The organism is Gaetbulibacter sp. M240 (assembly GCF_043876815.1).
Classification (GTDB): domain Bacteria; phylum Bacteroidota; class Bacteroidia; order Flavobacteriales; family Flavobacteriaceae; genus Gaetbulibacter_A.
Map to the genome: position 1 here is coordinate 54,837 of NZ_JBAWKA010000001.1, position 22,939 is coordinate 77,775.

Annotated in this window: 22 protein-coding genes; 1 reads left to right on the forward strand and 21 read right to left on the reverse strand. The window is 38.9% G+C overall.

Annotated elements, in window-relative coordinates; all coding sequences use genetic code 11:
* Positions 1 to 4: 4 nt before the first annotated feature.
* The 4 genes from V8G61_RS00260 to V8G61_RS00275 all read right to left on the reverse strand — a co-directional run bounded on the left by V8G61_RS00260 (position 5) and on the right by V8G61_RS00275 (position 3,368).
* Positions 5 to 1,138 carry an efflux RND transporter periplasmic adaptor subunit gene (locus V8G61_RS00260; RefSeq protein WP_394873392.1) on the reverse strand — a complete coding sequence of 378 codons (1,134 nt, stop codon included), beginning with the start codon at positions 1,136 to 1,138 and terminating at the stop codon, positions 5 to 7.
* Between the two features lie 5 nt (positions 1,139 to 1,143).
* Positions 1,144 to 1,647, reverse strand: coding sequence for a GbsR/MarR family transcriptional regulator (locus V8G61_RS00265; protein WP_394873394.1), 504 nt, complete (start codon positions 1,645 to 1,647; stop codon positions 1,144 to 1,146).
* A 130-nt stretch (positions 1,648 to 1,777) separates the two neighbouring features.
* Positions 1,778 to 2,797, reverse strand: a complete 1,020-nt coding sequence (gene pheS, locus V8G61_RS00270) for a phenylalanine--tRNA ligase subunit alpha (RefSeq protein WP_394873395.1) — start codon at positions 2,795 to 2,797, stop codon at positions 1,778 to 1,780.
* Positions 2,798 to 3,011: 214 nt separating this feature from the next.
* Positions 3,012 to 3,368, reverse strand: a complete 357-nt coding sequence (locus V8G61_RS00275; RefSeq protein WP_394873397.1) for a hypothetical protein — start codon at positions 3,366 to 3,368, stop codon at positions 3,012 to 3,014.
* Positions 3,369 to 3,441: 73 nt separating this feature from the next.
* On the opposite strand from V8G61_RS00275, the gene V8G61_RS00280 reads away from it, so the two are divergent.
* Positions 3,442 to 3,984, forward strand: a complete 543-nt coding sequence (locus tag V8G61_RS00280; protein WP_394873398.1) for a CvpA family protein — start codon at positions 3,442 to 3,444, stop codon at positions 3,982 to 3,984.
* Positions 3,985 to 4,040: 56 nt separating this feature from the next.
* Here the strand turns inward: V8G61_RS00280 and V8G61_RS00285 are convergent, their stop codons facing one another.
* From V8G61_RS00285 to V8G61_RS00365, 17 genes are all read right to left on the reverse strand, one after another.
* Complete coding sequence (locus V8G61_RS00285) at positions 4,041 to 5,897, reverse strand: SulP family inorganic anion transporter (RefSeq protein ID WP_394873399.1); 1,857 nt, start codon at positions 5,895 to 5,897, stop codon at positions 4,041 to 4,043.
* Positions 5,898 to 5,992: 95 nt separating this feature from the next.
* Positions 5,993 to 6,676 (reverse strand): DUF2490 domain-containing protein, encoded by a 684-nt coding sequence (locus V8G61_RS00290; RefSeq protein ID WP_394873401.1) that lies wholly within the window; start codon positions 6,674 to 6,676, stop codon positions 5,993 to 5,995.
* 5 nt (positions 6,677 to 6,681) lie between these two features.
* The gene (locus V8G61_RS00295; protein WP_394873402.1) at positions 6,682 to 7,311 is read right to left on the reverse strand and encodes a carbonic anhydrase family protein; all 630 of its coding nucleotides are present in this window, start codon (positions 7,309 to 7,311) and stop codon (positions 6,682 to 6,684) included.
* A 25-nt stretch (positions 7,312 to 7,336) separates the two neighbouring features.
* Complete coding sequence (locus V8G61_RS00300; protein WP_394873403.1) at positions 7,337 to 8,146, reverse strand: universal stress protein; 810 nt, start codon at positions 8,144 to 8,146, stop codon at positions 7,337 to 7,339.
* Between the two features lie 6 nt (positions 8,147 to 8,152).
* Complete coding sequence (locus V8G61_RS00305; protein WP_394873405.1) at positions 8,153 to 9,745, reverse strand: SulP family inorganic anion transporter; 1,593 nt, start codon at positions 9,743 to 9,745, stop codon at positions 8,153 to 8,155.
* A gap of 90 nt (positions 9,746 to 9,835) precedes the next feature.
* Entirely contained in the window at positions 9,836 to 10,141 is a 306-nt protein-coding gene (locus V8G61_RS00310; protein ID WP_394873407.1) for a hypothetical protein, read from the reverse strand.
* Positions 10,142 to 10,296: 155 nt separating this feature from the next.
* The gene (locus V8G61_RS00315; RefSeq protein ID WP_394873408.1) at positions 10,297 to 11,325 is read right to left on the reverse strand and encodes an agmatine/peptidylarginine deiminase; all 1,029 of its coding nucleotides are present in this window, start codon (positions 11,323 to 11,325) and stop codon (positions 10,297 to 10,299) included.
* Complete coding sequence (locus V8G61_RS00320) at positions 11,325 to 12,206, reverse strand: carbon-nitrogen hydrolase (RefSeq protein WP_394873409.1); 882 nt, start codon at positions 12,204 to 12,206, stop codon at positions 11,325 to 11,327. Before V8G61_RS00320 ends, V8G61_RS00315 begins: the two co-directional genes overlap by 1 nt.
* Positions 12,207 to 12,367: 161 nt before the next feature.
* A complete protein-coding gene (locus tag V8G61_RS00325; protein WP_394873410.1) occupies positions 12,368 to 13,126 on the reverse strand; it encodes a tetratricopeptide repeat protein in 759 nt (252 codons plus the stop codon).
* A 1-nt stretch (position 13,127) separates the two neighbouring features.
* Positions 13,128 to 14,900 carry a BatD family protein gene (locus V8G61_RS00330; RefSeq protein ID WP_394873411.1) on the reverse strand — a complete coding sequence of 591 codons (1,773 nt, stop codon included), beginning with the start codon at positions 14,898 to 14,900 and terminating at the stop codon, positions 13,128 to 13,130.
* A 34-nt stretch (positions 14,901 to 14,934) separates the two neighbouring features.
* On the reverse strand, positions 14,935 to 15,873 hold the full coding sequence (locus tag V8G61_RS00335) for a tetratricopeptide repeat protein (protein WP_394873412.1): 939 nt from the start codon (positions 15,871 to 15,873) through the stop codon (positions 14,935 to 14,937).
* A 30-nt stretch (positions 15,874 to 15,903) separates the two neighbouring features.
* Positions 15,904 to 16,938: a VWA domain-containing protein gene (locus tag V8G61_RS00340; RefSeq protein WP_394873413.1), complete on the reverse strand. Its 1,035-nt coding sequence runs from the start codon at positions 16,936 to 16,938 to the stop codon at positions 15,904 to 15,906.
* 25 nt (positions 16,939 to 16,963) lie between these two features.
* Positions 16,964 to 17,971, reverse strand: coding sequence for a vWA domain-containing protein (locus tag V8G61_RS00345; RefSeq protein ID WP_394873414.1), 1,008 nt, complete (start codon positions 17,969 to 17,971; stop codon positions 16,964 to 16,966).
* Positions 17,968 to 19,644, reverse strand: a complete 1,677-nt coding sequence (locus V8G61_RS00350; protein ID WP_394873415.1) for a hypothetical protein — start codon at positions 19,642 to 19,644, stop codon at positions 17,968 to 17,970. The genes V8G61_RS00345 and V8G61_RS00350 overlap by 4 nt, the downstream gene beginning before the upstream one ends.
* Positions 19,645 to 19,648: 4 nt before the next feature.
* Entirely contained in the window at positions 19,649 to 20,515 is an 867-nt protein-coding gene (locus V8G61_RS00355; RefSeq protein ID WP_394873417.1) for a DUF58 domain-containing protein, read from the reverse strand.
* 87 nt (positions 20,516 to 20,602) lie between these two features.
* Positions 20,603 to 21,604 (reverse strand): AAA family ATPase, encoded by a 1,002-nt coding sequence (locus V8G61_RS00360; protein ID WP_394873418.1) that lies wholly within the window; start codon positions 21,602 to 21,604, stop codon positions 20,603 to 20,605.
* A gap of 190 nt (positions 21,605 to 21,794) precedes the next feature.
* On the reverse strand, positions 21,795 to 22,895 hold the full coding sequence (locus V8G61_RS00365) for a DUF4382 domain-containing protein (protein ID WP_394873420.1): 1,101 nt from the start codon (positions 22,893 to 22,895) through the stop codon (positions 21,795 to 21,797).
* Positions 22,896 to 22,939 lie beyond the last annotated feature (44 nt).

Below are 22,939 nucleotides of genomic sequence, written 5' to 3' on the forward strand. Positions count from 1 at the left end.
GTTTCTAGTTTCTGAATAAGGGTTTTATCGGCTTTACAATACTATCGTAAGCCGTTTCCTGTGGCGTGATCGCCATATCACTTCGCAATTTTCCAACGCCACTAACCACGATGGTTTCGGAGTTTTCCACACCTGATGCTACAACATAAAGATTGTCTATGGCAGCTTTCACCTTAATGACCGAAGCGGCCACGGTATTATCAGGTTTAACTTTGTAGACCAAAATTTTATTCTGCTCTTCATAGGTTGCTGACTGTGGGATGACCACGGCGTTTTCATAGATGGTTGGAACCTTAATAGTTCCACTGTTACCATTGGTGAGCAACTGATTGGGATTGTTAAAAATAGCCCTGAAGTTTACTGTTCCCGTTTCTTCGTCCAGCTGCCCTGATGCTGTTTCAATAGTGCCTTCCTCGGGGTAGATTTCTCCATTCGCCAGGATCAACTGAACTTTTGGGAAATTATCAATTTTATCTTGCAGGGTTTTACCCGGCGTTTTTTGTAAAAAGTTAAGATAAGACACCTCGTTCATGCTAAAAAAAGCATAAACCTGCTTAATATCACTTACTGTGGTTAAAGGTCTGGCATCGTTTGGGCCTATCAAGGCGCCTTGCCGAAAATTAATAGATCCCACAAAACCGTTGACCGGACTCTTCACATTGGCGTAATCAATGTTCGCTACAATACTATTATAATTTGCTTTGGCCTGGGCCAGATTGGCTTTGGCGGTTTCCAGTTGCACCGAACTAATAATATTTTGTTCTACCAGCGGGATCAGTTTGTCGACTTCCACTTTAGCAGCATTAATGCGTGCTCTGGCAGCATCGGCATCCTGACTTAAAGTCTGGGTTTCCAATTTAAAAAGCAGCTGACCTTGACGTACATACTGGCCCTCGTCCACCAAAACTTGCTTTACATAACCGGATACTTTCGCGCGTACCGCACTGTTTACGATGCCTTCAATATTGGTGGGGTAGGATTCAAAACCCGTAATGGTTTTGGCTTGTAATACCGCTACCGGAAAAGATGCGGGAGGTCGATTGCCTTGGTCCGCAGCGTTGGGAGTTTCTTTACAATTAAAGAACAACAGACCTATAAAGCTTAGGGCCAAAATAGGAGTAAGGTATTTCTTTTTCATAAATGCTATGTATTAGTTTGATGTCTTAGGGTTATTTTATGTCGCAACTCCGAAACGGAGGTGATGGCTTCATCCAAAAATTGTATATAATTATCATGAAGATCGGTATCGAATTTTATAGCCTCATCCATGATATTTTTGTTCTCTTGTTCTTTATAGGCCTTGATGTCCTGATGCAATTCACGTTGATTAGACCACGAGGCGATCATATTATCGATACCCTGAATGACCATGTCCTTATTAATGATAAAGTATTTTTTTCGGTCGCCCGGTTTCGTAAAATAAGTGATCTTATTTAAGCTCTGTAACAAATTTAAATGGGTGGAAATGCTGCTTTTACTTGCCGATAACTGTGCCATCAGGTCCTCAAAGGTGGTGCCTACTTTTCCTGTCAGGATAATAAAGGCCAGAATCCGGGAAGCCAGCGGGGCCAAAGATTCGGTACTTTCCATGAGCACACCCAGTTTTTCAACCAGCTCCTGTTTTTGTATGCAGATTTTTGTTTTCATTGTAGCCTTGAATCGACAAAGATAAAAGTTGGTTCGTTTTGTCCCGAACTAAACGAAGTTAAAAATCTGTTAAAATAAAAAAGCCGAAGTAAAAACTTCGGCTCGTATCGTTTATACCAGTCTTGTTTATTTACAATGCACTTTTAAATTGCTCTAAAAAGCGCACATCGTTCTCACTTAGCAAACGAATATCCCCAATTTGATGCAACAACATGGCAATGCGGTCGATACCCATACCAAATGCAAATCCGGAATAGGTTTTCGAGTCAATACCACAATTTTCCAAAACATTCGGGTCTACCATACCGCAGCCCATAATTTCCAGCCAGCCGGTACCTTTGGTAATACGGTAGTCAATCTCAGATTCCAGACCCCAATATACATCCACTTCAGCACTTGGTTCCGTAAACGGAAAGTACGACGGGCGTAAGCGGATCTTACTTTTTCCAAACATCTCTGTAGTAAAATGTTGTAAGGTTTGTTTCAGGTCAGCAAAGCTTACATCCTTATCAATGTACAACCCTTCCACCTGATGGAAAAAACAGTGCGAACGCGCCGAGATAGCTTCATTTCGGTATACCCGCCCCGGTGATATCGTCCGTATCGGGGGTTTATTATTTTCCATATAGCGCACCTGTACCGAGCTGGTATGCGTACGTAACAAAATATCCGGATCGGTTTGTATAAAGAAGGTGTCCTGCATATCACGCGCCGGATGGTATTCCGGAAGGTTCAAAGCCGTAAAGTTATGCCAGTCATCTTCAATTTCCGGACCTTCACTCACATTAAAACCAATACGCGAAAAAATATCAATGATCTGATTTTTCACAATCGATATTGGGTGTCGTGCCCCAATTTCAATGGCCGCACCGGGGCGCGACAGATCGCCGTAAATCCCCTTGGTATCTTCCTTTTTATCCAGAGCTTCTTTCAAGGTGTTTACTGTCTCTTCCGCCGTTTTCTTCAAGGTGTTCAAAGCCTGACCGTACTCTTTTTTCTGGTCGTTAGCAACCGTTTTAAAGTCGGCAAAAAACTGGTTCAACAGCCCCTTTTTTCCTAAATATTTTATACGAAAAGCCTCAACGTCTTCCTTGGTTTGCGCTTTAAACGCCTTCACCTCGGCAATGTGTTCTTTTATCTTGTCTATCATAAGCTCCAAAAATGATGGCAAATTTAATCAAAATATCCGCAAAACGAAGTGTTCCGCAGTAACTTATCCCTAAATCTAAAGTATTGATTATCTGTTTTTGGGCGTTCCGGCCCCGCCTTCATGGCGCTGCCGTCGGGCTTTCCACTATATCTTTTTTCTCCTCACGTCAAAAAAAGGATGCCGTTTCAATCCCTAACGCAGATCCTTAGAAACCTTACGAAATAAATTCGGCTTCCAAAAAGTAGTTCACTATGGCCTCTTTCATCAATAAGCTTTGTTCACCGGCCTTCAAATGGGGCAGTTCTTCCAAGGCCTTGTAGTGTGGCCAACCCTCATCATCTACAAAATCCAGTTCGTAATAGCCGTAAGGCACCAACACTTTGCAAATAGCAATATGCATCAGGTCCAATTTCTGGTCCTTTTTAAATTGACGGTGCAATTGCCCTAGTTCCTGCACCCCGATCAGGTAAATGATCGCATCCAGGTCCAAAGGATCGCCATCGGCAAATTGTGCCGATAGTTTTTCTACCAAAAGCGCCCAGCGTTGTTTTAATTCTTGATCTCGAGACATAATTTTATTAAAGTTACAAAGTTACTAAACCTAGTTGTTTCTATTATTTTATATTTGTTTAAATTCTTTGCCTATGAGTGCTATCGATATTGTGTTACTGATCCTGTTGGGACTCGGACTGTGGCGCGGTTTTAAAAACGGACTATTTGTTGAGGTAGCATCCATTGTAGCCTTGGTGGCCGGCGTTTTTGGAGCCATTTATTTTAGTCATTATGCGGGCGACTTTTTAAAAGAACAAACCAACTGGGAAGAAAAAACCATCCAGATTACCGCCTTTATTATCACCTTTATTGTTATTGTTGCAGCGATTGCCTTAGCTGCAAAAGCACTTACAAAACTGGCAGACCTTGCTTTTTTAGGCCTGATAAATAAAATATTAGGGGCCGTTTTTGGCACCTTGAAGATCGCTCTTATTCTGAGTGTGATCCTGGTTATTTTCGATCGGTTGAACAAGCAAATTCCCTTTATCGATAACAGTGATCTGGAAAGCTCGGTGCTATACAAACCGGTAAAAGGTTTGGTTCCTAAAATCCTACCAAATATCCTTACTATCAATGGGGAATTGGTAAATATGGAAACCGAGAAGGCCAACGAAGAAGAGACCGACACGCCATAAAAAATAGTGCATATCCTTGATTCTACAATTAGGATTAGTTAGCGAGTAGCAGAAAGTTAAGCCTTTGGGTTATTTTCTTTTAACCATTCTAGACAGCTGTTAAAATCTTTAAATACATGATCGTTAGGGATAAGGTCCGGAATAATATCAATGCGCTCCATCATGTATTTAGGCTGCCTTAATAAACCCACGAAGAGCACCAGAATATTTTTTTTGTTCAGATCCTGAAGCACATCTTCCATAGCATAAAGCCCCGATTGATCCATATACTGCATGCGTCCTAAACGGATCACTACGGTTTTGGCTGTATCGGGAATTTGTTCCGCCAGTTGTTGGAATTCACTGGTCGATCCAAAGAACAGAGGCCCTTTTACATGCTTGATAAAAACGTTTTCTTTCAAGTTGGCAGGGAGTTTTTCGTCAGCCCAGGCTTTTTCCTTCAGGGGTTTTACATCACTACGTTCAGCGGTTAGATCACCAATTTTTTTCATGAACATCAAAGAGGCGATAACCAAACCAATGCCTACAGCATACACCAGATTCCAGAAGGTAGATAAGCCTAAAACAACCAGCATAATTAAAACCTCTGAACTCATTTTAAATGGCCCGATCTTGATATCTTTAGGAAGTGAAGGAATCGCTTTTAAGCCTTTATAATCCATAACGCCTATGCCAACCGTTATCAAAATACCAGCCAATACACCGGCTGGAATTTTTGAAGCCACAGGCCCTAAACCTAACAGAATAATAAGTAGCATAATACCGGCGATCATTCCTGAAAGTTTCGTTTTCCCACCGGAAGTAATATTAACAACCGTTCTAATGGTGGCACCGGCACCCGGAATACCACCAAATACAGCTGCAATACTATTCCCAATACCCTGACCTACCAATTCTTTGTTTGGTTTGTGCTTGGTTTTGGTCATGTTATCGGCAACGACACTGGTAAGTAAGGAATCGATGGCCCCTAAAAGGGCTAAAGTTAAAGCGGTAAAGATATATGGCGTGACACTACCTAAACTAAAACTGGTAAAGATCTCAAGGTTTGGTATAGGTAAACCACTTGGGATCTCTTCAATAGGGCGGTATTGCAGATTAAATCCAACAGCAATACCAGACATAACGATCAGGGCTACCAACGTACTTGGAACGGCTTTTGTGATACGCTTGAAACCGTAAATAATAATGATGGTCCCTAAAGCCAGGATCAGCTCTAACCAATTAATGTTTTGTAGTGCTCTAGGTAATATTTTTATGGCGCCCAAAGCTCCTGAAGCCTCTTTGGCTGCCAGGGTTTGAGATTCTTTTAAAATATCAGCTTCTGTAATAAGGCTGGCCCGACTTATGGTTTCCTTAAAGTTTTCTAGAACTAAAATATCTTCACCGGCCTCTTCCTTTAAAATATTCTCTAAAATAACTTCTTCCGCTTGCGGTTTAAATGAGTTTACAAAGGCCATATCTTCCTTAGGATAATAGCCTATAGAAGGTAAAATTTGGGTAAGTAGGATGATAAGTCCAATAGCCGTCATGAATCCGGAAACCACAGGGTAGGGAATATAGCGGATGTATTTCCCCATGCCCAGAACGCCCAATCCAATTTGCATGAATCCTGCAAGTAAAAACACAGTTAATATTATCGGGAGTGCCTTATTAATATCGCCATCATTTCCGGCAATAATACCGGCCACAACGACCATGCTCACGGCTGTCATAGGCGCTGTTGGTCCAGATATCTGTGTAGGCGTTCCACCGAATAGCGAAGCAAAAAAACTAATAAATATAGCACCGTAAAGTCCCGCGGTAGGTCCCAAACCTGAAGATACCCCAAAAGCTAGCGCTAAGGGTAGGGCAACGATACCCGCCGTGATGCCGCCAAAAGCATCACCTTTTATATTGTTGAAAAGACCTTTCATAGGTTTGATTTGTTATTACCAAGATAATTCATCTTACCTCAATAAAAAAAGATAACACTTAAAAATAGTAACTATTAATGATTATTATTTAAGACCTAAAAGGTTACAAAAGTCATGATATTGAACTGGTCTCTACTGCTGGTCTCAAAAAACTGATTCATGTAACCGGCTTCTACCCGAACATTCGAATTGATATTAAAACCTAGTCCGCCATAAACACGATTTCTATCAAAAATAGCAGTTTTGGTATTTAAAAATATTTCATTGTATGCTGATAAATACCATTTGTTTTGTGTGTTTTCATTGCCTACCAAGGGGATATTTAAACTTAGAAAATACCGAAAGCGCATTTTAAAATCTGATTCTACAAAACGTTGTTCAAACCGATAGCGGTGACTTAAACGTACGTTTCCAATAGATTGATTGCTTATGAACTGCTGAAAGATGCGATGTTCATTGACACTCTCCTTATCGTCCGTGTTGCCAATATAATTTTCCGATAGGATATATCCATAGCCTAAAAGGAGATTACTTTGATTGTTGTTAAAAGTATAGCCTAAACCCGTCCTTAGGAGTAGTTGCTCCAGATCACTGATGGCATTGTAATTTCGGTATTGTACTTCATTATGGATGTTCCATTTTGAATTCAGTTTTTTATTCCCAATATAAATGAGCCAATTTCCAAAATCACTCTCTTGTGCTTGTCCAAAATTAGGGGTCAAGAAAAAAAGAAGTACAATGAAGCTTAACAGAATGTTTCGCTTTTTTTGTAGTTTCATTCGGATTATTCGTAAAATTTTACCTCCCCTGTGCTAATATCGTACATCGCACCTACAATTTTGATTTCACCTTGCTTTTCCATTTCTGTGAGAATAGGACTTTCCTTGTGGATTCTTTCAATGGTTAATTCTACATTCTTTTTCGATACGCTATCTACAAAATCTAAATTTTTAGAGGTTCTTAAACTCGTATCTTCGGGCTCTTTCGTGGCATCAACAGCAGGCGTTATTTTTTCAATAAGTTTTGTAAGGTTGCCAAGTTTTGCATGGTCGCAGGCGCCTTTTATGGCACCACAACTAGTATGACCCAATACAACAATTAGCTTTGTTCCCGCTAGTTTAGAGGCGAACTCCATACTGCCCAGAATATCTTCGTTTACAAAGTTTCCGGCAATCCGAATACTAAATATATCCCCTAATCCCTGATCGAAAACGAGTTCCGCTGAAACACGTGAATCAATACAACTAAGGATCGTGGCAAACGGAAACTGACCTTCACTCGTATCGTTAACCTGCTCTAATAAATTTCTATTAGCCTTTAAATTTTGTTGAAACCTTTCATTTCCTTCTTTTAAAAATCGCAAGGATTTTTCTGGCGTCATCGTTGCCTGGGTTTCTCTTGTATGTGCTTTCATAATGTCTTATAAGTTTGGTTTAATGTTATTGATAACTTGAAACTAAAAGCGAAATATCCATTTTGTTTATAACACTTTTAATTCCTTTATTAATAGTTCTTAAGTTTTTATTACCCTGACCTCTGTCAATGTACAAAAGATTAATTTTGTTTATCGACAAATATTTATTCAAGGAATCTAAGGTATTGGAACCTTTTTCAAAAACAAATTCTACGGTTTCTTTTTCATCAAGCGAGTTTACTGCTCCAGATGTTGTTGACGGCTGAGATACCCGAAATAATTTTAAAGGCCTTTTACTGTTTTTGACCAAAGCCTCTATAAATTCAGAATTTCTCGTGGTTTCCAAACTACTATTTAGAGCGCCTAAAGAAATAGCAACATCCGGTTCCAGACCATAAGTACCTGAAGCAATAACCACAGGACCATTATAGGTTTTTAGAACAAAACTTGCCAGATTATCACCAACAAAACTAAAAAGCTTCGATTTTCTTTTTCCTAATATAATGATATCCGGATTTTGGTTTTGTATCGTCTCCTTAATTTCATTTTTCACATTACCATACGAAAAGGAATAATCAATCACCACACCATAATTCTTAATATAAGGCGCGATAAAATTTTCGATTTCCTTTTTGGTAGTAAAATGAGTTTCATTTATTGTTCTTTGTGCAGATAATTGATTTTCTTTTTCAATAATATCAATAGGTTTCTGAACAAAGAACAAGTGAATATCAGCCTTAATTATTTTGGCCATTGCCACAGTGCTTTTCAAAGCAGCCTCCCCTGATTCACTTAAATCGGAGAGGAGTAAAATGTTATATACGTCTTTTTTCATAGTGGATCAACTTAAACTTAGATCAGATTTAGGCCTTTGCTCGAAAAATTCGATAAAACTATCCGGGTTTTCTACAATACCACGCTTCGACACTAATTTAATATCAATATGGCGTTCCTTGGCTTTAAATGCGAAATCTTCAAGAATTTCAACAATATCATTATCTAAATATCGTGTATTGAGCACATTGATTTCCAAATAAGTGTCTCTAGGTAAACCTTCCAATTCTTTAATGATAGCTCCTTTGTTAAAGAAAGTTACTTCTTCGGCCAGAGTCATTTTTATTTTGTGCTTACCGTTACTCTTATCTTCAATATGCAAGAAGTGTGAGTTCTGATAACTTTTCAATAAAATAACTACGATACCTACGGCAAGACCAAGGCCTATACCCCAAAGTAGATCAATAAATACAATACCTAAAATAGTTACGATGAATGGGATCCATTGTTTCCAGCCCAAATTGTACATTTTTTTGAAGAGCCCTGGTTTGGCTAGTTTATAACCTACAACAAGTAAGATCGCTGCTAAAACAGATAGCGGGATCATGTTCAACAATCTCGGGATTAAAATGACGGAAATCAACAAAAAGAAACCATGAATTATAGCCGACATTTTAGAGACACCACCAGATTGGATGTTGGCAGAACTACGAACAATTACCTGTGTAATTGGTAAACCTCCTATGAGTCCGGAAATGATATTCCCGGTACCTTGTGCTAAAAGCTCTCGGTTGGTCGGTGTTACGTTTTTATGAGGATCCAAACGATCTGTCGCCTCAACACATAACAGGGTTTCCAAACTCGCTACTAAAGCTACTGTAAAGGCGACTATCCAAACATCAGGGTTGGTAATGACACTAAAGTTAGGAAAGCTGAACTGTGCGAGGAAAGAACCAGCGTCGTCAGGAACAGGTACACTTACCAGGTGTGTTTGTGCAATACCCCAAATCTCACTGTCTTTCGTTAAATTAAAAAATACAACGCCAATAACAACAACGACTAATGGGCCCTGAATAAGTTGGAATATTTTGGCTTTTTTAGTGAGTACTTTTTCCCAAAGAATTAAAACGCCTAGAGAAACAATACCAACAATAGCTGATCCCGGTGTAATATATTTTAAGGTATTAATAAGATCGGAAAAGGTATTTTGACCATCCACTTCAAAAAAGGAAAAACTGCCCTCGGGTGTGGCGTCGTAGCCAAAGAAATGCGGAATTTGCTTTAGGATGATGATGATACCAATACCGGTAAGCATTCCTTTGATCACTGATGAAGGGAAATAATATCCTATAATCCCCGCTTTTAAAATACCAAAGATCAACTGGATTACACCACCTAAAACAACGGCTACTAAAAAGTTTTGATATCCGCCTAAGCTCCCTATTGCCGTTAGTACAATGGCGGCCAAACCAGCAGCAGGGCCACTTACACCAACCTTGGAGCCACTTAGGCTACCCACTACGATACCCCCAATAATACCCGCAATTAATCCGGAAAATAGGGGTGCCCCACTGGCCAATGCAATACCTAAACATAAAGGTAATGCCACGAAAAATACGACTATACTAGCCGGTAAATCATTTTTAATTGTTTTGAACATATTCAAATAGTTTTTACACCCGAAAAGTTGGAATCAGGTGCTGGTTGTTGATATAAAAGGTAGACTTTTACAAGTCTTTTTAAGATTGGTTTATGAAATATAAGATTCTGGAGGGGGAGAAATAAGATTCAGATGAGGTTTCTTATAATTCTTAAAAAAGTATTCTAAATCATTTTCAGCGCTCCAAGATTCATTAAAGGTATTGGGATGTGTGGTTTTATAGTAGAGAACTTCCGTATCATTACTTACCCCTTGCTTTTCCTCTTCTTCAGGAGCAGCATTATTATAGAAAATAGAAACATCTGCATTCTTGTCTACGACCAATACCACAGTTGGTGCTGTTAAAAACAACACGAATAAAGAACCTAAAAAAATGGAAATAACTGATTTGGTCACTACAAAAAAATTTGAACCTCAAATATAAGACTATTTTTTAAGCCTTGAGCCTTCTTCACTGAAAATCCGTCTAAATCAGTGCTTTATTTCGATATATATATAAGGTCCGCCTCCCCAAGATCATCCTTTTCATGGCAGTACAAAAAGTGATTTTTTTATTTCGGGATCTGCTGACTTAAACAATGTAAGGTCCCAAATCCCCATATAATATCAATGGCACTTATGCCAATAATCTCACGGTTTGGGAAACAGTCGGCTAAAATTTGCAGGGCGACCCTGTCATTCCGATCATTAAAGGTAGGTACAAGGACACAATTATTTAAGATCAGAAAATTGGCATAACTGGCGGGAAGATTAACCGATTCGAATAAAATATCGCCCGGCATTGGTAAGCTTACAATGTTAGGTTTTTTACCATCCTGTAACGTAGCGTTCTGTAAGCGTTTTAAATTATCCTGCAATGCGGCGTAGTTCGGATGATTTTTATCCGATTCGATTACAGTAACAATAGTGTCTTCATTCACAAAACGACACAGATCATCAATATGGCCATGTGTATCGTCTCCCCGAATGCCGTCACCCAGCCAAATGGTATTGGTAATTCCCAAATAGTCATGGAAAACAGCTTCGTAATCCGCTTTAGAGAACCCTGGATTTCGCACTTGAATAGAAGGGTGAAGCAGGCATTCTTCAGACGTTAATAAGGTGCCTTTACCATTAACATCAATTGCGCCACCCTCGAGTACTACCGGCTTCCCTTTATATTTTGCCTGAGTCAATGGAACCCCAAGAACCTCGGCCAACTTTCCCGGGACATGCTTGTCTAATGTGTAGTTATTATATTTTGCCCAGCCATTAAAATTGAAATTCAGTGCTTCCTTTTTTGTGCCATTTTTTACGATAATGGGACCGGAATCTCGCATCCAGCTGCGGTTGGTTTTTTGAATTATAAAGGTAATTTGCTTGAGGTTAACATGTGCACGTTCCAGCATATGTCGCACCTTTGTTTCTTGAGCATGGTCTGCAACGACTAAAAATAGGGCTTCATAAGTAGTTACTTTTTTAATGAATTCCACAAAGGCCCATTGGACGGCCTGATACTTACCCGGCCAATCTTTTCCGTTGTGCGGAAAACACAAAAGGATACCTTGTTGGGGTTCCCACTCTGCTGGAAATCGTCTCATCAGTCTAAAGCTCTTTTAGTAAGATCTCCAAAAGCATCAATTCGGCGGTCTCTGAAAAACGGCCAGTTTTGGCGAACATTTTCCTGAAGGTCCAGATCGACCTCAGCGATAAGAATCTCTTCTTTATCATGAGATGCCTGGGCTAGAATTTCACCTTGAGGGCCCACAATAAAGGAGGCACCCCAAAATTCGATGCCATCAGTATTGGGTAAATATTTTTCCAGTCCGATACGATTCGCAGCAGCTACAAATATCCCGTTAGCTACGGCATGACCCTTCATGACATTCATCCAGGCGCCATATTGATTGGCACCGTATTGTTCTTTTTCACCAGGATGCCAACCGATTGCGGTTGGATAAAATAAAACTTCTGCCCCTTTCAAGGCAGTAAGGCGTGCGGCTTCAGGATACCACTGATCCCAACAAATAAGCGTACCCACATTACCTTTTTTAGTTTTTATAGATTGGAATCCGAGATCACCTGGTGTAAAATAGAATTTTTCATAAAAATGGGGATCGTCCGGAATATGCATTTTACGATACAGTCCGGCTTCCGTACCATCAGTATCTATGATATAGGCACTGTTATGATAAATACCTGCCATGCGCTTTTCAAAAAAGGGCACAATGATAACCACACCCAGTTCTTTGGCCAAAGCACTGAAGGCTTTAAATGAGGTACTGTATAAAGGTTCAGCAAAGTCAAAATTGTCTACATCTTCACTCTGGCAGAAATAGTGGCTGCTATACAATTCGGGAAGGCAAATAACCTCAGCGCCTTCTTTAGCCGCCTTTTTCACCCAATTGGTACATTTCTCCAAATTGTTTTTTGGGGTATCATTAAGGTTTAATTGTATAACGGCAATTTTGTAGTTTCCCATGCTTGGTATAAAAATTTAGGTTGTAAAATTAGTAAATAATACAACGACAGATTTGTTTTTTTCGATTAGAATCTTTTAAAAATAGGAAGAAATTAATGACAAAAAAAATAAGTGTTCCGCATTAAGCGAATACCCTAAAGAAAAAAAGAACATTTTCAGGTTTAGGGTTTCAACATTTTGATGTCCTGATTTGAGATCCAACCTGTTTTACCGTCGGCTAACTTTATTTCAGACCAGTTTCCAATCGTGTCAATCACTTGTAATTTAGTGCCTTCATGTAGTCTGAAAGACTCTTCGCTGCGCACATTAGGTTCGCTTTTTACTTTGCTTTCCTTTGCAAATACAATAGCCGGACGGTCTTTTTTGTTCAGTGCATTACGGTAAAAAGCCGAGGATAATGACAGCACGGCGATGCTGATTGCTACCAAACTAAACACGAATGCTGTCCGTTTTTTGCGGGTTTCATAAGAGAAGTGATACATTAAAAACAGCATTACAAAACAAATTACTCCTACCACACTAATATAGGCCCAGATGTCTGTATGATACAAACGCACCGTATTATTTATAAATTTATTCAGACCTACCTCGGGGATGTTGTCGATAGCATCAATGGTCATATTTTGAGCAAAAGCCAGATTGTTCTTAATGTCTTCGTCATTTGGGTCTAATTGCAAGGCCTTCTCATAATAATAAATACTCGGGGCAATATTATTGAGCTTGTAATTGGCGTTAGCCAGATTAAAGTACAACTCTGAAGAATGCACATCATGATCTAAAATAGCCCTGTACTTATCAATAGCTTCAGCATATTTACCTTTATTGTAAAGCTCGTTGGCTTCATTAAAAAGCGCCGTATTACTTTGCCCCAGAAGTTGTAAGCTGCAGAGAATCGTTATAAAGAAAAAAAACTGTTTCATTTTAACGGGCTTGTTTATCTATTAAAGAAATGGTTTTCGAAGCTTTTTCATAATCTTCCTGCATGGTGACATTTGTCATCGGTGTATATCTTGCCAGATCACAACTTTCTACAATGCTCAGAAAATCTTTTATTACATCAGGCTCGACCTGACGCTCGCGCAATAGTTCACTAATCTTATCTTTACTTAAATCACTAGTTTCAATATGGATCCGTGCTTTTAAATAGTTGTGTACAGCCTTTTCCAGAGCAATGTAAAATGCCTCTTTTTTACCCAAAGATTTTTTGGCAGCGCTTAAATATTTTTTCGACAATTTATCGGCTTTTCTGATACGGTTTCCGCGCACATCGGCATCGCGTATCGCTTTATTACGCATGATCAAAATAGCAATAGGGATCGCTAAAAATGGCAATAGTAATAAAAGCCAAAACAAACGAGTTTTGAAAAAGGAGCTTTCTGTTTTACTAACCAGATCCGTTTTCGTTTTAATGAAGACGAACTGATCTTTATTTAGGGTAATGGGCTGTTTGGTACCGCTTCTTAGAGCGTTTTGGGCATTGGCATCAGCAGTGTTCAACGGACCTTCTTCAACATCAATAATGATTTCATCCGAAGACAAACGCTTGTAGGTTTGTGTTGTTAGATCGAAGTATGAAAAAGAAATACTTGGTATGGGGTACTTGCCTTTGTATTGTGGTACTACCGTGTAGGTATCTGTTACATTGCCGCGCATCCCATTTAAATTAGTAGTAATATTTTCCTGATGTTCAGGCTCGTAAACTTCTAATGAACTCGGTAAAGACACTTTAGGAAGCTTGAATAATTTTAGATTTCCGTTCCCTTGCACCTCAACTTTTATTTGAAGAGATTCCGAGGCATTTAAACGTTTTTTAGAAGTGCTGATATTAAAATTGAAGTCTCCAACGGCACCCGTAAAATCAGCCGGTTTTCCATTCTGGGGCAGAGGTTTTACATCTATGGTTTTATTTCCTGCAGTAATGGTGCGATTAACACGGGTAAGCAAGTAGTTTCCAAAAATATCCCGGCGATTTGTTGGCACGCGTAAAGCCATATCGAGCACTAAGGGTTCAATGTTTAATTTTCCTGTTTTCTGTGGATAGAGAACCGTTTTCTTAAGTATCAAAGAGCGGTAATTTTCGCCTTTGAACATTTCGGTTTGAACCTGTTGATTTTGAGTATCGATGTTCTGACTCCAGAAATCATTATAGCGCGGAGAATCTTTTTCGTTCCATGTATCCACTTGAACACGTGGTGAAACGTATAATTTATAGATGACGGTTATAGCCTCATTCAGATACGGATTGGTTTTGGAAACTTCAGCGATCAAATGAATATTTTCAGAAGCTACGTAATTAGGGTCATTGGGATCTTTAGGTTTATCAACGGCTGCAGTTACGGTAATTTGTTGTGGAATCGTTTTATACACTTGACCATCAATGGTTATGGTAGCCTGACCAATGGTAAATGTCCCGCGTTCAATTGGTGTTAAAAAATAGGTATAGGTTTTCTTGAAAGTACGCACACCATTGATCCAGGAATTGCTTACCGATTGTTGTGGGCCAACAGCTTCAAAATTTGAAAAATCCGGCGGATTAAAATTATCACCATCTTTGTTCATTTCAAAGTCAATGCGCAAACGTTCGTTTATACCAAGCGTCGTTTTACTTACATTAGCCTTAAATTCTACCTGCCCGGATGCCAATCCGGTTGTAAGAACTAGTAGAATGATAAGTATGTGTTTAAGTGGGGTCATTTTTTTGTTAAAACTCTTATGGTAGCATGTTATTTTACCAGTCTTTATCCGTTTTTACTTTAATGCCTTTTTGTTTTTCAGCATTCATTTTTTTCTGAACCTTTTGTTCTTGATTATTCATTGCCTCTAACAAGTTTTTAATTTGCTGAGGAGATAATTGCCCTTGTCTTGGCTTTGGTGGTTGTTGGTTTTTTTCGTCCTGATCGCCTTTACCCTCATCTTTTTTATCATCCTTAGGCTTGCCTTCGTCCTCTTTATTTTCTTTATCCTGATCTTTCTTGTCTTGATCTTTCTGATCTTTATTTTGATCGTTTTGATCCTTGTTCTGGTCTTTCTGATCCTGTTGGTCCTTATCCTTATCTTGGTCCTTGTTGTCCTTATCCTGGTCTTTCTTATCCTTGTTCTTATCGTCTTTATTTTGATTTTCCTGCTTTTTTGCACAGTCTTGAGCTAAAACCAAGTTGTAACGCGTTTCATCATCGGTAGGGTCGTTTCTAAGGGCATCCTTGTAGGCACCAACCGCTTCTTTACATTTTTTATTCTTCATCAAAATATTGCCGATATTATGATAGGCCATGTGTTTTTCAGCCTTGGTCTCGGCATGTTTAAGAGCCTCTTGTTGTCTTAAAAGAGCTTCATCATACAAGCCGTTTTTGTAATAGGAATTTCCCAGATTATATAAGCCGGCTACATTACTGGATTGTTCCGAAATGGCTTTTCTGTATTCCATTTCAGCTTTGGTGAACTCGTCATTATTTAAAAGAGAATTTCCCTCATACACCAATTGCCTGGCATTTTTTAGGGCTTTGATCTCGGCTTCAGACAAAGCTTTTGCATCCTCCTGTGAATAGGACACAAGAGCAAAACTCATTAATAATAAAACTAAACTATAGCGCATCATATTCAATTGTGTTTTTCTAATATAGAAAACATCACCAGTATTATCCGTTAAAAATTTTATAAAATATCCCATAAAAACTAGGCTTTAAGCCAAATACAAGATTTAATTTTCATTAAATAAATTCAATTTTTTAACCCAAGCTGTTTTGCGTTCCAGGAATAAAATATCTAAGAGTAAAAAGAAAATGGCAAATCCGATAAACCACTGAAACTGGTCTTTAAAATCGGCAAATTGCGTCGATTCGAACTCTGTTTTATCCATTTGATTCAAAACCTCCTTTATTTTATCTACCACATTACTGGTAAGCTTTCCGTCGATATAAATTCCCTCAGCTTTATCTGTAATGCCTTTTAGCGTTTCTTCATTAAGGCGTGTAATGACCGTTTCGCCTTTTTGGTCCTTCTTATAGTTCAAAACAACCCCGTTCTGTTTGATAGGGATCGGCCCACCTTTTAGGGTTCCTACACCAATTGTAAAAATACGGATATCGGCATCCTGATTTACCTGTCTGGCCATTTCTACCGCTTCCTGACTGTGATCTTCACCATCGGAAATGATGATTAAGACTTTATTGGTCTGGCTCTCATCATCAAAATAGGTTGCAGCCAGTTTAATAGCTTCGTCGATGGCCGTTCCCTGCGAGGATAGCATATCGGTGTTCATGTTGTTCAAAAACATTTTTGCCGCAGCATAATCCGTGGTAATAGGCAATTGTGGGAACGCCGTTCCTGCATAAGCGATAATTCCCACCCGGTCGCTCGCCAGATTATTTATAATTTGTGTTACCAGTTGTTTTGACTTTTCTAAACGGTTTGGGGCAACATCTTCAGCTAACATACTTTTAGAAACATCAACTGCAAATACAATATCAACACCTTCGCGTTTTACCGTTTCCAGTTTGGTGCCTATTTTAGGATTTACCAGGGCCATGGTCAGGCTTGCAAAAGCGAGACATAACAAAAGGATTTTTATAATCGATTTGAAGAAAGATTTATTCGGACTTAAACGGTTCAGCAATTCTTTATCTGCAAATTTCTTTTGCGCTCTTAATTTCCATAATTGAGCCACAAAGAAAATAAGCAGGATCACCGGAATAATCCCAAAAGTCCAAAACCATATTTTTTCATCTAACTGCATGACTTATTTTCTTTTGCGGGTCTTTTTAAACGAAACTTTTAAAAATGGTGTTTCGTAATAGTAATTCTAATAATAATAATAACCCGGCAATGATTACCAAAGGCCGGAATAATTCGTCGTAATTAGAATACTTAAATTCTTCAACTTCTGTTTTTTCCAGCTTATTTATCTCGCCGTATATTTCTTCTAATTTTTGATTATTGGTAGCTCTAAAATAACGCCCGCCAGTCGTATTAGCAATATCTTTCAATAAGGCTTCATCAATTTCAACTTTCACACGACCATACTGAAAACGCCCTGTCCGGCTGTCAATAGCTACAGGTGAGAGTGCCATTCCATTGGTTCCAATACCTATAGTATACACTTTAACACCGTATTCCTGTGCAAGTTCGCTGGCAATTTTAGGATCGATAAATCCAGAATTATTTACACCATCTGTAAGGAGAATGATCACCTTACTTTTAGCTTTGCTGTCTTTTAAACGATTTACGGACGTCGCCAACCCCATTCCGATGGCGGTACCGCCCTCAATTATCGTATTATATTTGATGTCATCCAACGATCGAAGTACAATGGCCTTGTCACTAGTGATCGGTGTTTTCGTATAAGCCTCACCGGCATATTCCACTAGCCCAATACGGTCGTTAGGACGCTCTTTTATGAATTCAGAGGCCACGTTCTTTAAGGCTTCAAGCCTGTTTGGCAATAGATCTTTAGCAAGCATACTGGCCGAAACATCAATGGCCATTACGATGTCGATACCTCGTGTAGTTTTTGTTTTTGTTGAAACATCAACCGATTGTGGTCTGGCCAAAGCCACAATAAGCAAGGCAAGTGCCAGTAAACGCAAAATAAAAAGACCGTGTTTTAATTTAGGCACGACTGATTTTCCGGTTTTAAAACCTTTTATACTGGATATTCTGAGTTCTGCGGTTTGTTTTTTGTTTTTTAAAACGTACCACAAAATGACCAATGGAAGCAGTAATAGCAACCAGAAAAACTCGGTATTATTAAATTCTAAATTCCCAATCATTCTTCTTTGGCTTTTACGAGTTCGACGGCATTAATAACACGCTGGGCAATATCATCCAGATAGACATCATCATTCCTCCAGGTCATCAAGATCTGCTGGATCACACGGTTCTCACTGGTAAAGGTGAGCAAGGCGTATTTACCAGATCTGAGGTCATCGCTTTCACCAATAGGGAATTCTAAGGAGCCAAAAGTCTTTATACCTTCAGCGCCATTTGGTGTGGTAAACTTTTCTGTTTTAGTAATAATATTTTGAGCACCTTTCGCTTCCAGGGTTTTTAATGTGCCGTTAATGACATTATTTAAGTCTAAACTATCTTGTGGTTGCTCAAGAACAACATTTGATAAAACAATACTTAAGCGGCCAAGATTTTCATAACCGAAAGTGTTCACTTTCATTTTTCCCTGAAACGCCTTTGGCATTGGTATTTGTTCTCGACCTAAGACTTTTGGAGTACTGATGGTAATTGGTGGTGCACCGTATTCACTGGTTACCCATGTTCCTTCCAGAAGTTCTTTACTTTCATGGCCAATAATGGTGTCTTTTACATAAACGAAACCATACTTTAAAGAAAATCCAACATAAATAGCTGATAGTAAGGCTATACCCGAAATAACGGTTAGAATAATTTTTCTACGTTTCTTTTTACGGGCTAATGCTTTCCGGTATTGTTCGTCCAAAAGTTTTTCTTCCTCAGTGGGTTCCGGTAAGGCTTCTTTAACATGATCGATCTCAGCATCGATGGTTTCACGGTCTAGCTTGGCCAATTCGATGTCAGGCGCAGATTTTGCAAATTTCACTAAGTCGGCACGTCTCAAGATCCTTTCCAAGTTCTCAATGTCCTCGTTACTGATACCAAATCTATTACCATCCTTTAAAAGATTCAAGCGATCGATTAACTCTCCTGTGGTACTTTCCAGGGCCCGATCGTATACTTTTTCATCCAGATATTTTCTTATGATAAAAGTGAGCTCAGAATAATAATCCTTTAGGTTTTGTTGTTCGAGATAAGGACTTTCATCTAGTTTTTTCAAAGCTAATTTTGCGCGGTCGTAAGGCGGTAACAGGGCAATTTCTTTTTCTGTCATGGGTTTTTTTCGCCATATGAACCAATAAACCAAGAATGCAGCGATTGCTAAAATCAACAAAATGATAAGCGCATATTTCCACCAATTACTCGCGGCCTTTTCAACTTCTATAATAGGTTTAATATCGTATAGACCCTGCTTTGTAGTGTCTACAGCTATCGTATTTACCATGACCTGAAGTGAGTCGGTGTAAAAGGTTTTATCACCTACTAGTACCTTTTGTCTGGGGATGGTATATTGTCCGGAATCGAACTGCGTTAGACCATATTTCTTTACGAGACGATAGGTGTCATTATTTTGTAGTGTATCGATTGGGTAGGAACTGATAATCTCCAAAGGAGAAAAAGATTTTCCTTCCGGGAAAACCACCAATTTGGTACTATCGGTTTTTACAGAAATATTATAATTTATTTGCTGTCCGATTTTAATTGTGGTAGAATCGATAGTAGCAGCAACTTGCTCTTGAGATGTGCCTATGAAACAGGAAAATAAAAACAATATCAGGAACGCCTTATGTGACCATACCTTGCATGTATGCCCTAAAAGTATGTTGCTGTTAAATGCGTTAAAACCATCTGTTCTCATATTCTTATGCCCGTCTTTTAAAATAACCTAATAGTTTTTTTACATAGCTTTCATCCACCCGACAATCAATGGTTCCGGCACCTGATTTGGCAAAACTATCCTTGAAATAGTCTACTTTATCGAAATAAAATTTTTGATAATCACGACGCACACTCTTAGAGCTTGTATTAACCAGCATAGACTCTCCGGTTTCTTCATCTTGCATTTGTACGACACCAATATTCGGAATACTTTCCTCACGTTTATCAAACACCCGAATTCCGGTAACATCGTGTTTCCCTGAAACAATTTTCATGGTGTGTTGATAATCATCGGATATAAAATCGGAAAGTATGAAAACAATGGCTTTCTTCTTCATCACATTTTGCATGAACTTTAAAGCTTCGGCCAAATTGGTCTCCTTGCTTTCAGGCTTAAATTCCAGAAGTTCTCGAATGATCCGAAGCACGTGGGAGCGTCCTTTTTTGGGAGGAATATATAATTCGATCTTATCGGAGAACAAGATCAAGCCAATCTTATCATTATTTTGTGTGGCTGAAAAAGCCAAAGTAGCAGCAATTTCTGTGATCACATCATTTTTAAACTGCTGTTCGGTACCAAATAGTTCTGAGCCGGAAACATCCACCATGAGCATCATAGTAAGTTCACGCTCTTCTTCAAAAACCTTAACAAAAGGTTCATGGTAGCGTGCGGTAACATTCCAATCGATATTGCGGACGTCATCACCAAAATTATATTGCCGGACTTCACTAAAGGTCATACCGCGGCCTTTGAAGGTGGAATGGTATTCACCTCCAAAAATATGATCAGACAAGCGCCGTGTCTTGATCTCTATTTTGCGTACTTTTTTAAGTAATTCTTTAGTATCCATTTTAGTCCTTTGTCATACCGCTGTTTTAGCGCCTTCTATCAAATTAACTTGTTTTAATAAGGTTTTCCTAATTGGAAATGACAATGTTTAAGGTACTTCAATTTCGTTCACAATTTTGTTGATGAGGTCTACAGAGGTTACATTTTCGGCTTCAGCCTCATAGGTAATTCCAATTCTGTGTCTTAAAACATCATGGACAACGGCACGAACGTCTTCAGGGATCACATAACCACGACGCTTTATAAAGGCATAACATTTGGCAGCTGTTGCTAAATTGATACTACCACGAGGTGATGCACCGAAAGAAATCAATGGTTTTATGTCGGCAAGTTTGTATTTTTCAGGATATCGCGTCGCGAAGATGATATCCAAAATATATTTTTCAATCTTTTCATCCATGTAAACTTCTCGAACTACTTGTTGGGCCTTTAAGATCTGCTCTAATGAAACCACGGGATTTACTTTTTCCCAAGCCCCTTTCATATTCGCTCGCATGATGAGTTGTTCCTCATTGATCTTAGGATAATCAATAACAGTTTTCAACATAAAACGGTCTACCTGAGCTTCAGGCAATGGATAAGTTCCTTCTTGTTCTACCGGGTTTTGAGTGGCCATTACTAAAAATGGACGGTCCAAAGTGAAGGTTTCATCACCGATAGTTACTTGCTTTTCCTGCATAGCTTCAAGCAAAGCCGATTGCACTTTGGCCGGCGCTCTATTGATCTCATCTGCCAAAACAAAGTTGGCGAAAATAGGCCCTTTTTTAATGGAAAAATCATTTACCTTCATGTTATATATCAGCGTACCTGTAACGTCGGCAGGTAATAAATCTGGTGTAAATTGGATTCTGCTGAAGGAGCCGTGAACCGCTTTGGACAGGGTGTTAATAGCGAGTGTTTTTGCTAACCCAGGAACACCTTCCAGCAAAATGTGGCCTTGCCCAAATAAGCCTATAAGCAGGCGTTCGACCATGTCTTTTTGTCCAACGATAACTTTATTCATCTCCAGCATCAGTAGATCAACAAAAGCACTTTCTTTTTCGATTTTTTCGTTGATTGTTTTGATATCAATTGTACTTGTATCTTCCATTATATTTTGTTTTTAATAATAGCAGTGGATATTGTGCTTTTTAAGCCAGTGCAAATTGTTAAAATTTTTCATTAATACCTGTTAATAATTGGTTAAAATATAAGGGCTTACCGCATTATTATTAAGAAAATAAAAAAGAGCAACACCTTACAGGCATTGCTCTTTTTTATTTGAAATTGTTTGTTACTAATTATTCAGCAACCAGAGTAGCATCTACAGTTTCTGTTTCGTCAGGATCAAGTGTTACGTTGAATTCCTGAGTCACATAACCCGTGGCACTGATAGTCACTACATAGTCACCAGGAGCGATACCAGTTATTTCATAGGCACCGGCATCACCTGTTTCTACAGATGTGTTATCGGCATCATTGATGCTTACGGTAGCTTTCTCACCATCACCTAATCCAGAAACGGTTCCACTTACGGTAGCAGGTTTCAACATCATTTCAATAGGCTCGGCAATAACGGTAATTTCACCATTAGTCACCATAACATCTAAAGCACTTCCGCCAACATAATCTGTTTCCTCGTTCGTTGGAGTTACCATAACTTCATACGTTCCAGCGGGCACACCCCATAGGGCAAATGCACCATTTTCGTCTGTGTACGCTGAGATTACGAAATCATCAGAAGGGTCATCATTACCCATATCATCAACAAGTACAGAAGCCATTGCAGGCTCATCAGCTGGCAATACAGTACCTTCAATGATACCGGAACTTGCCTCAGCACTTACATAAAGTACGGGTTTTAAAATAATATTTTCTGAATTACCGGCATGTACAATTGATTTTTCAACATCAAAGTCGATGACAAAATCGTAAGTAAAGCCCTGTTCAATTTCTGCATCAACCTTTAACTTAAGACCTGATTGTTGGGCGCTTGGTGTTTTCAGGTCATAAGTCATAGGTTCATCATTGTCGTTTCTCATTTCGATGGTGTTTCCATCACCTAGTACAAGACGCATTTGACTTAAGGTTCCTACAGGAATAGGAAATCTTTCTACAAGAACTTTATTAAATCCTCCTGTAAAATCCAATAGATTTACAGTTTCAGGATTAACATCCAGCGACATCCATCCGGATTCGTCATCACTGTCGTCGTCCATTTTTATCATGACATCCTGAATGTCAATGTTTACAGCATCGTAATCGCCGGGAGCATCAACCAAACGAATGGTAATCGTTGGATCGCCTTTGGCCATATCGGCTGAATTGTCTTTGTTACAAGACACCAAAAAGGATAAAAATAGTATTGGGATAATTAGTTTAAAATGTTTAAAAAATCTCATAAGGGTAGAATTTTATAATGTTACTTAATATTATATACGGTACT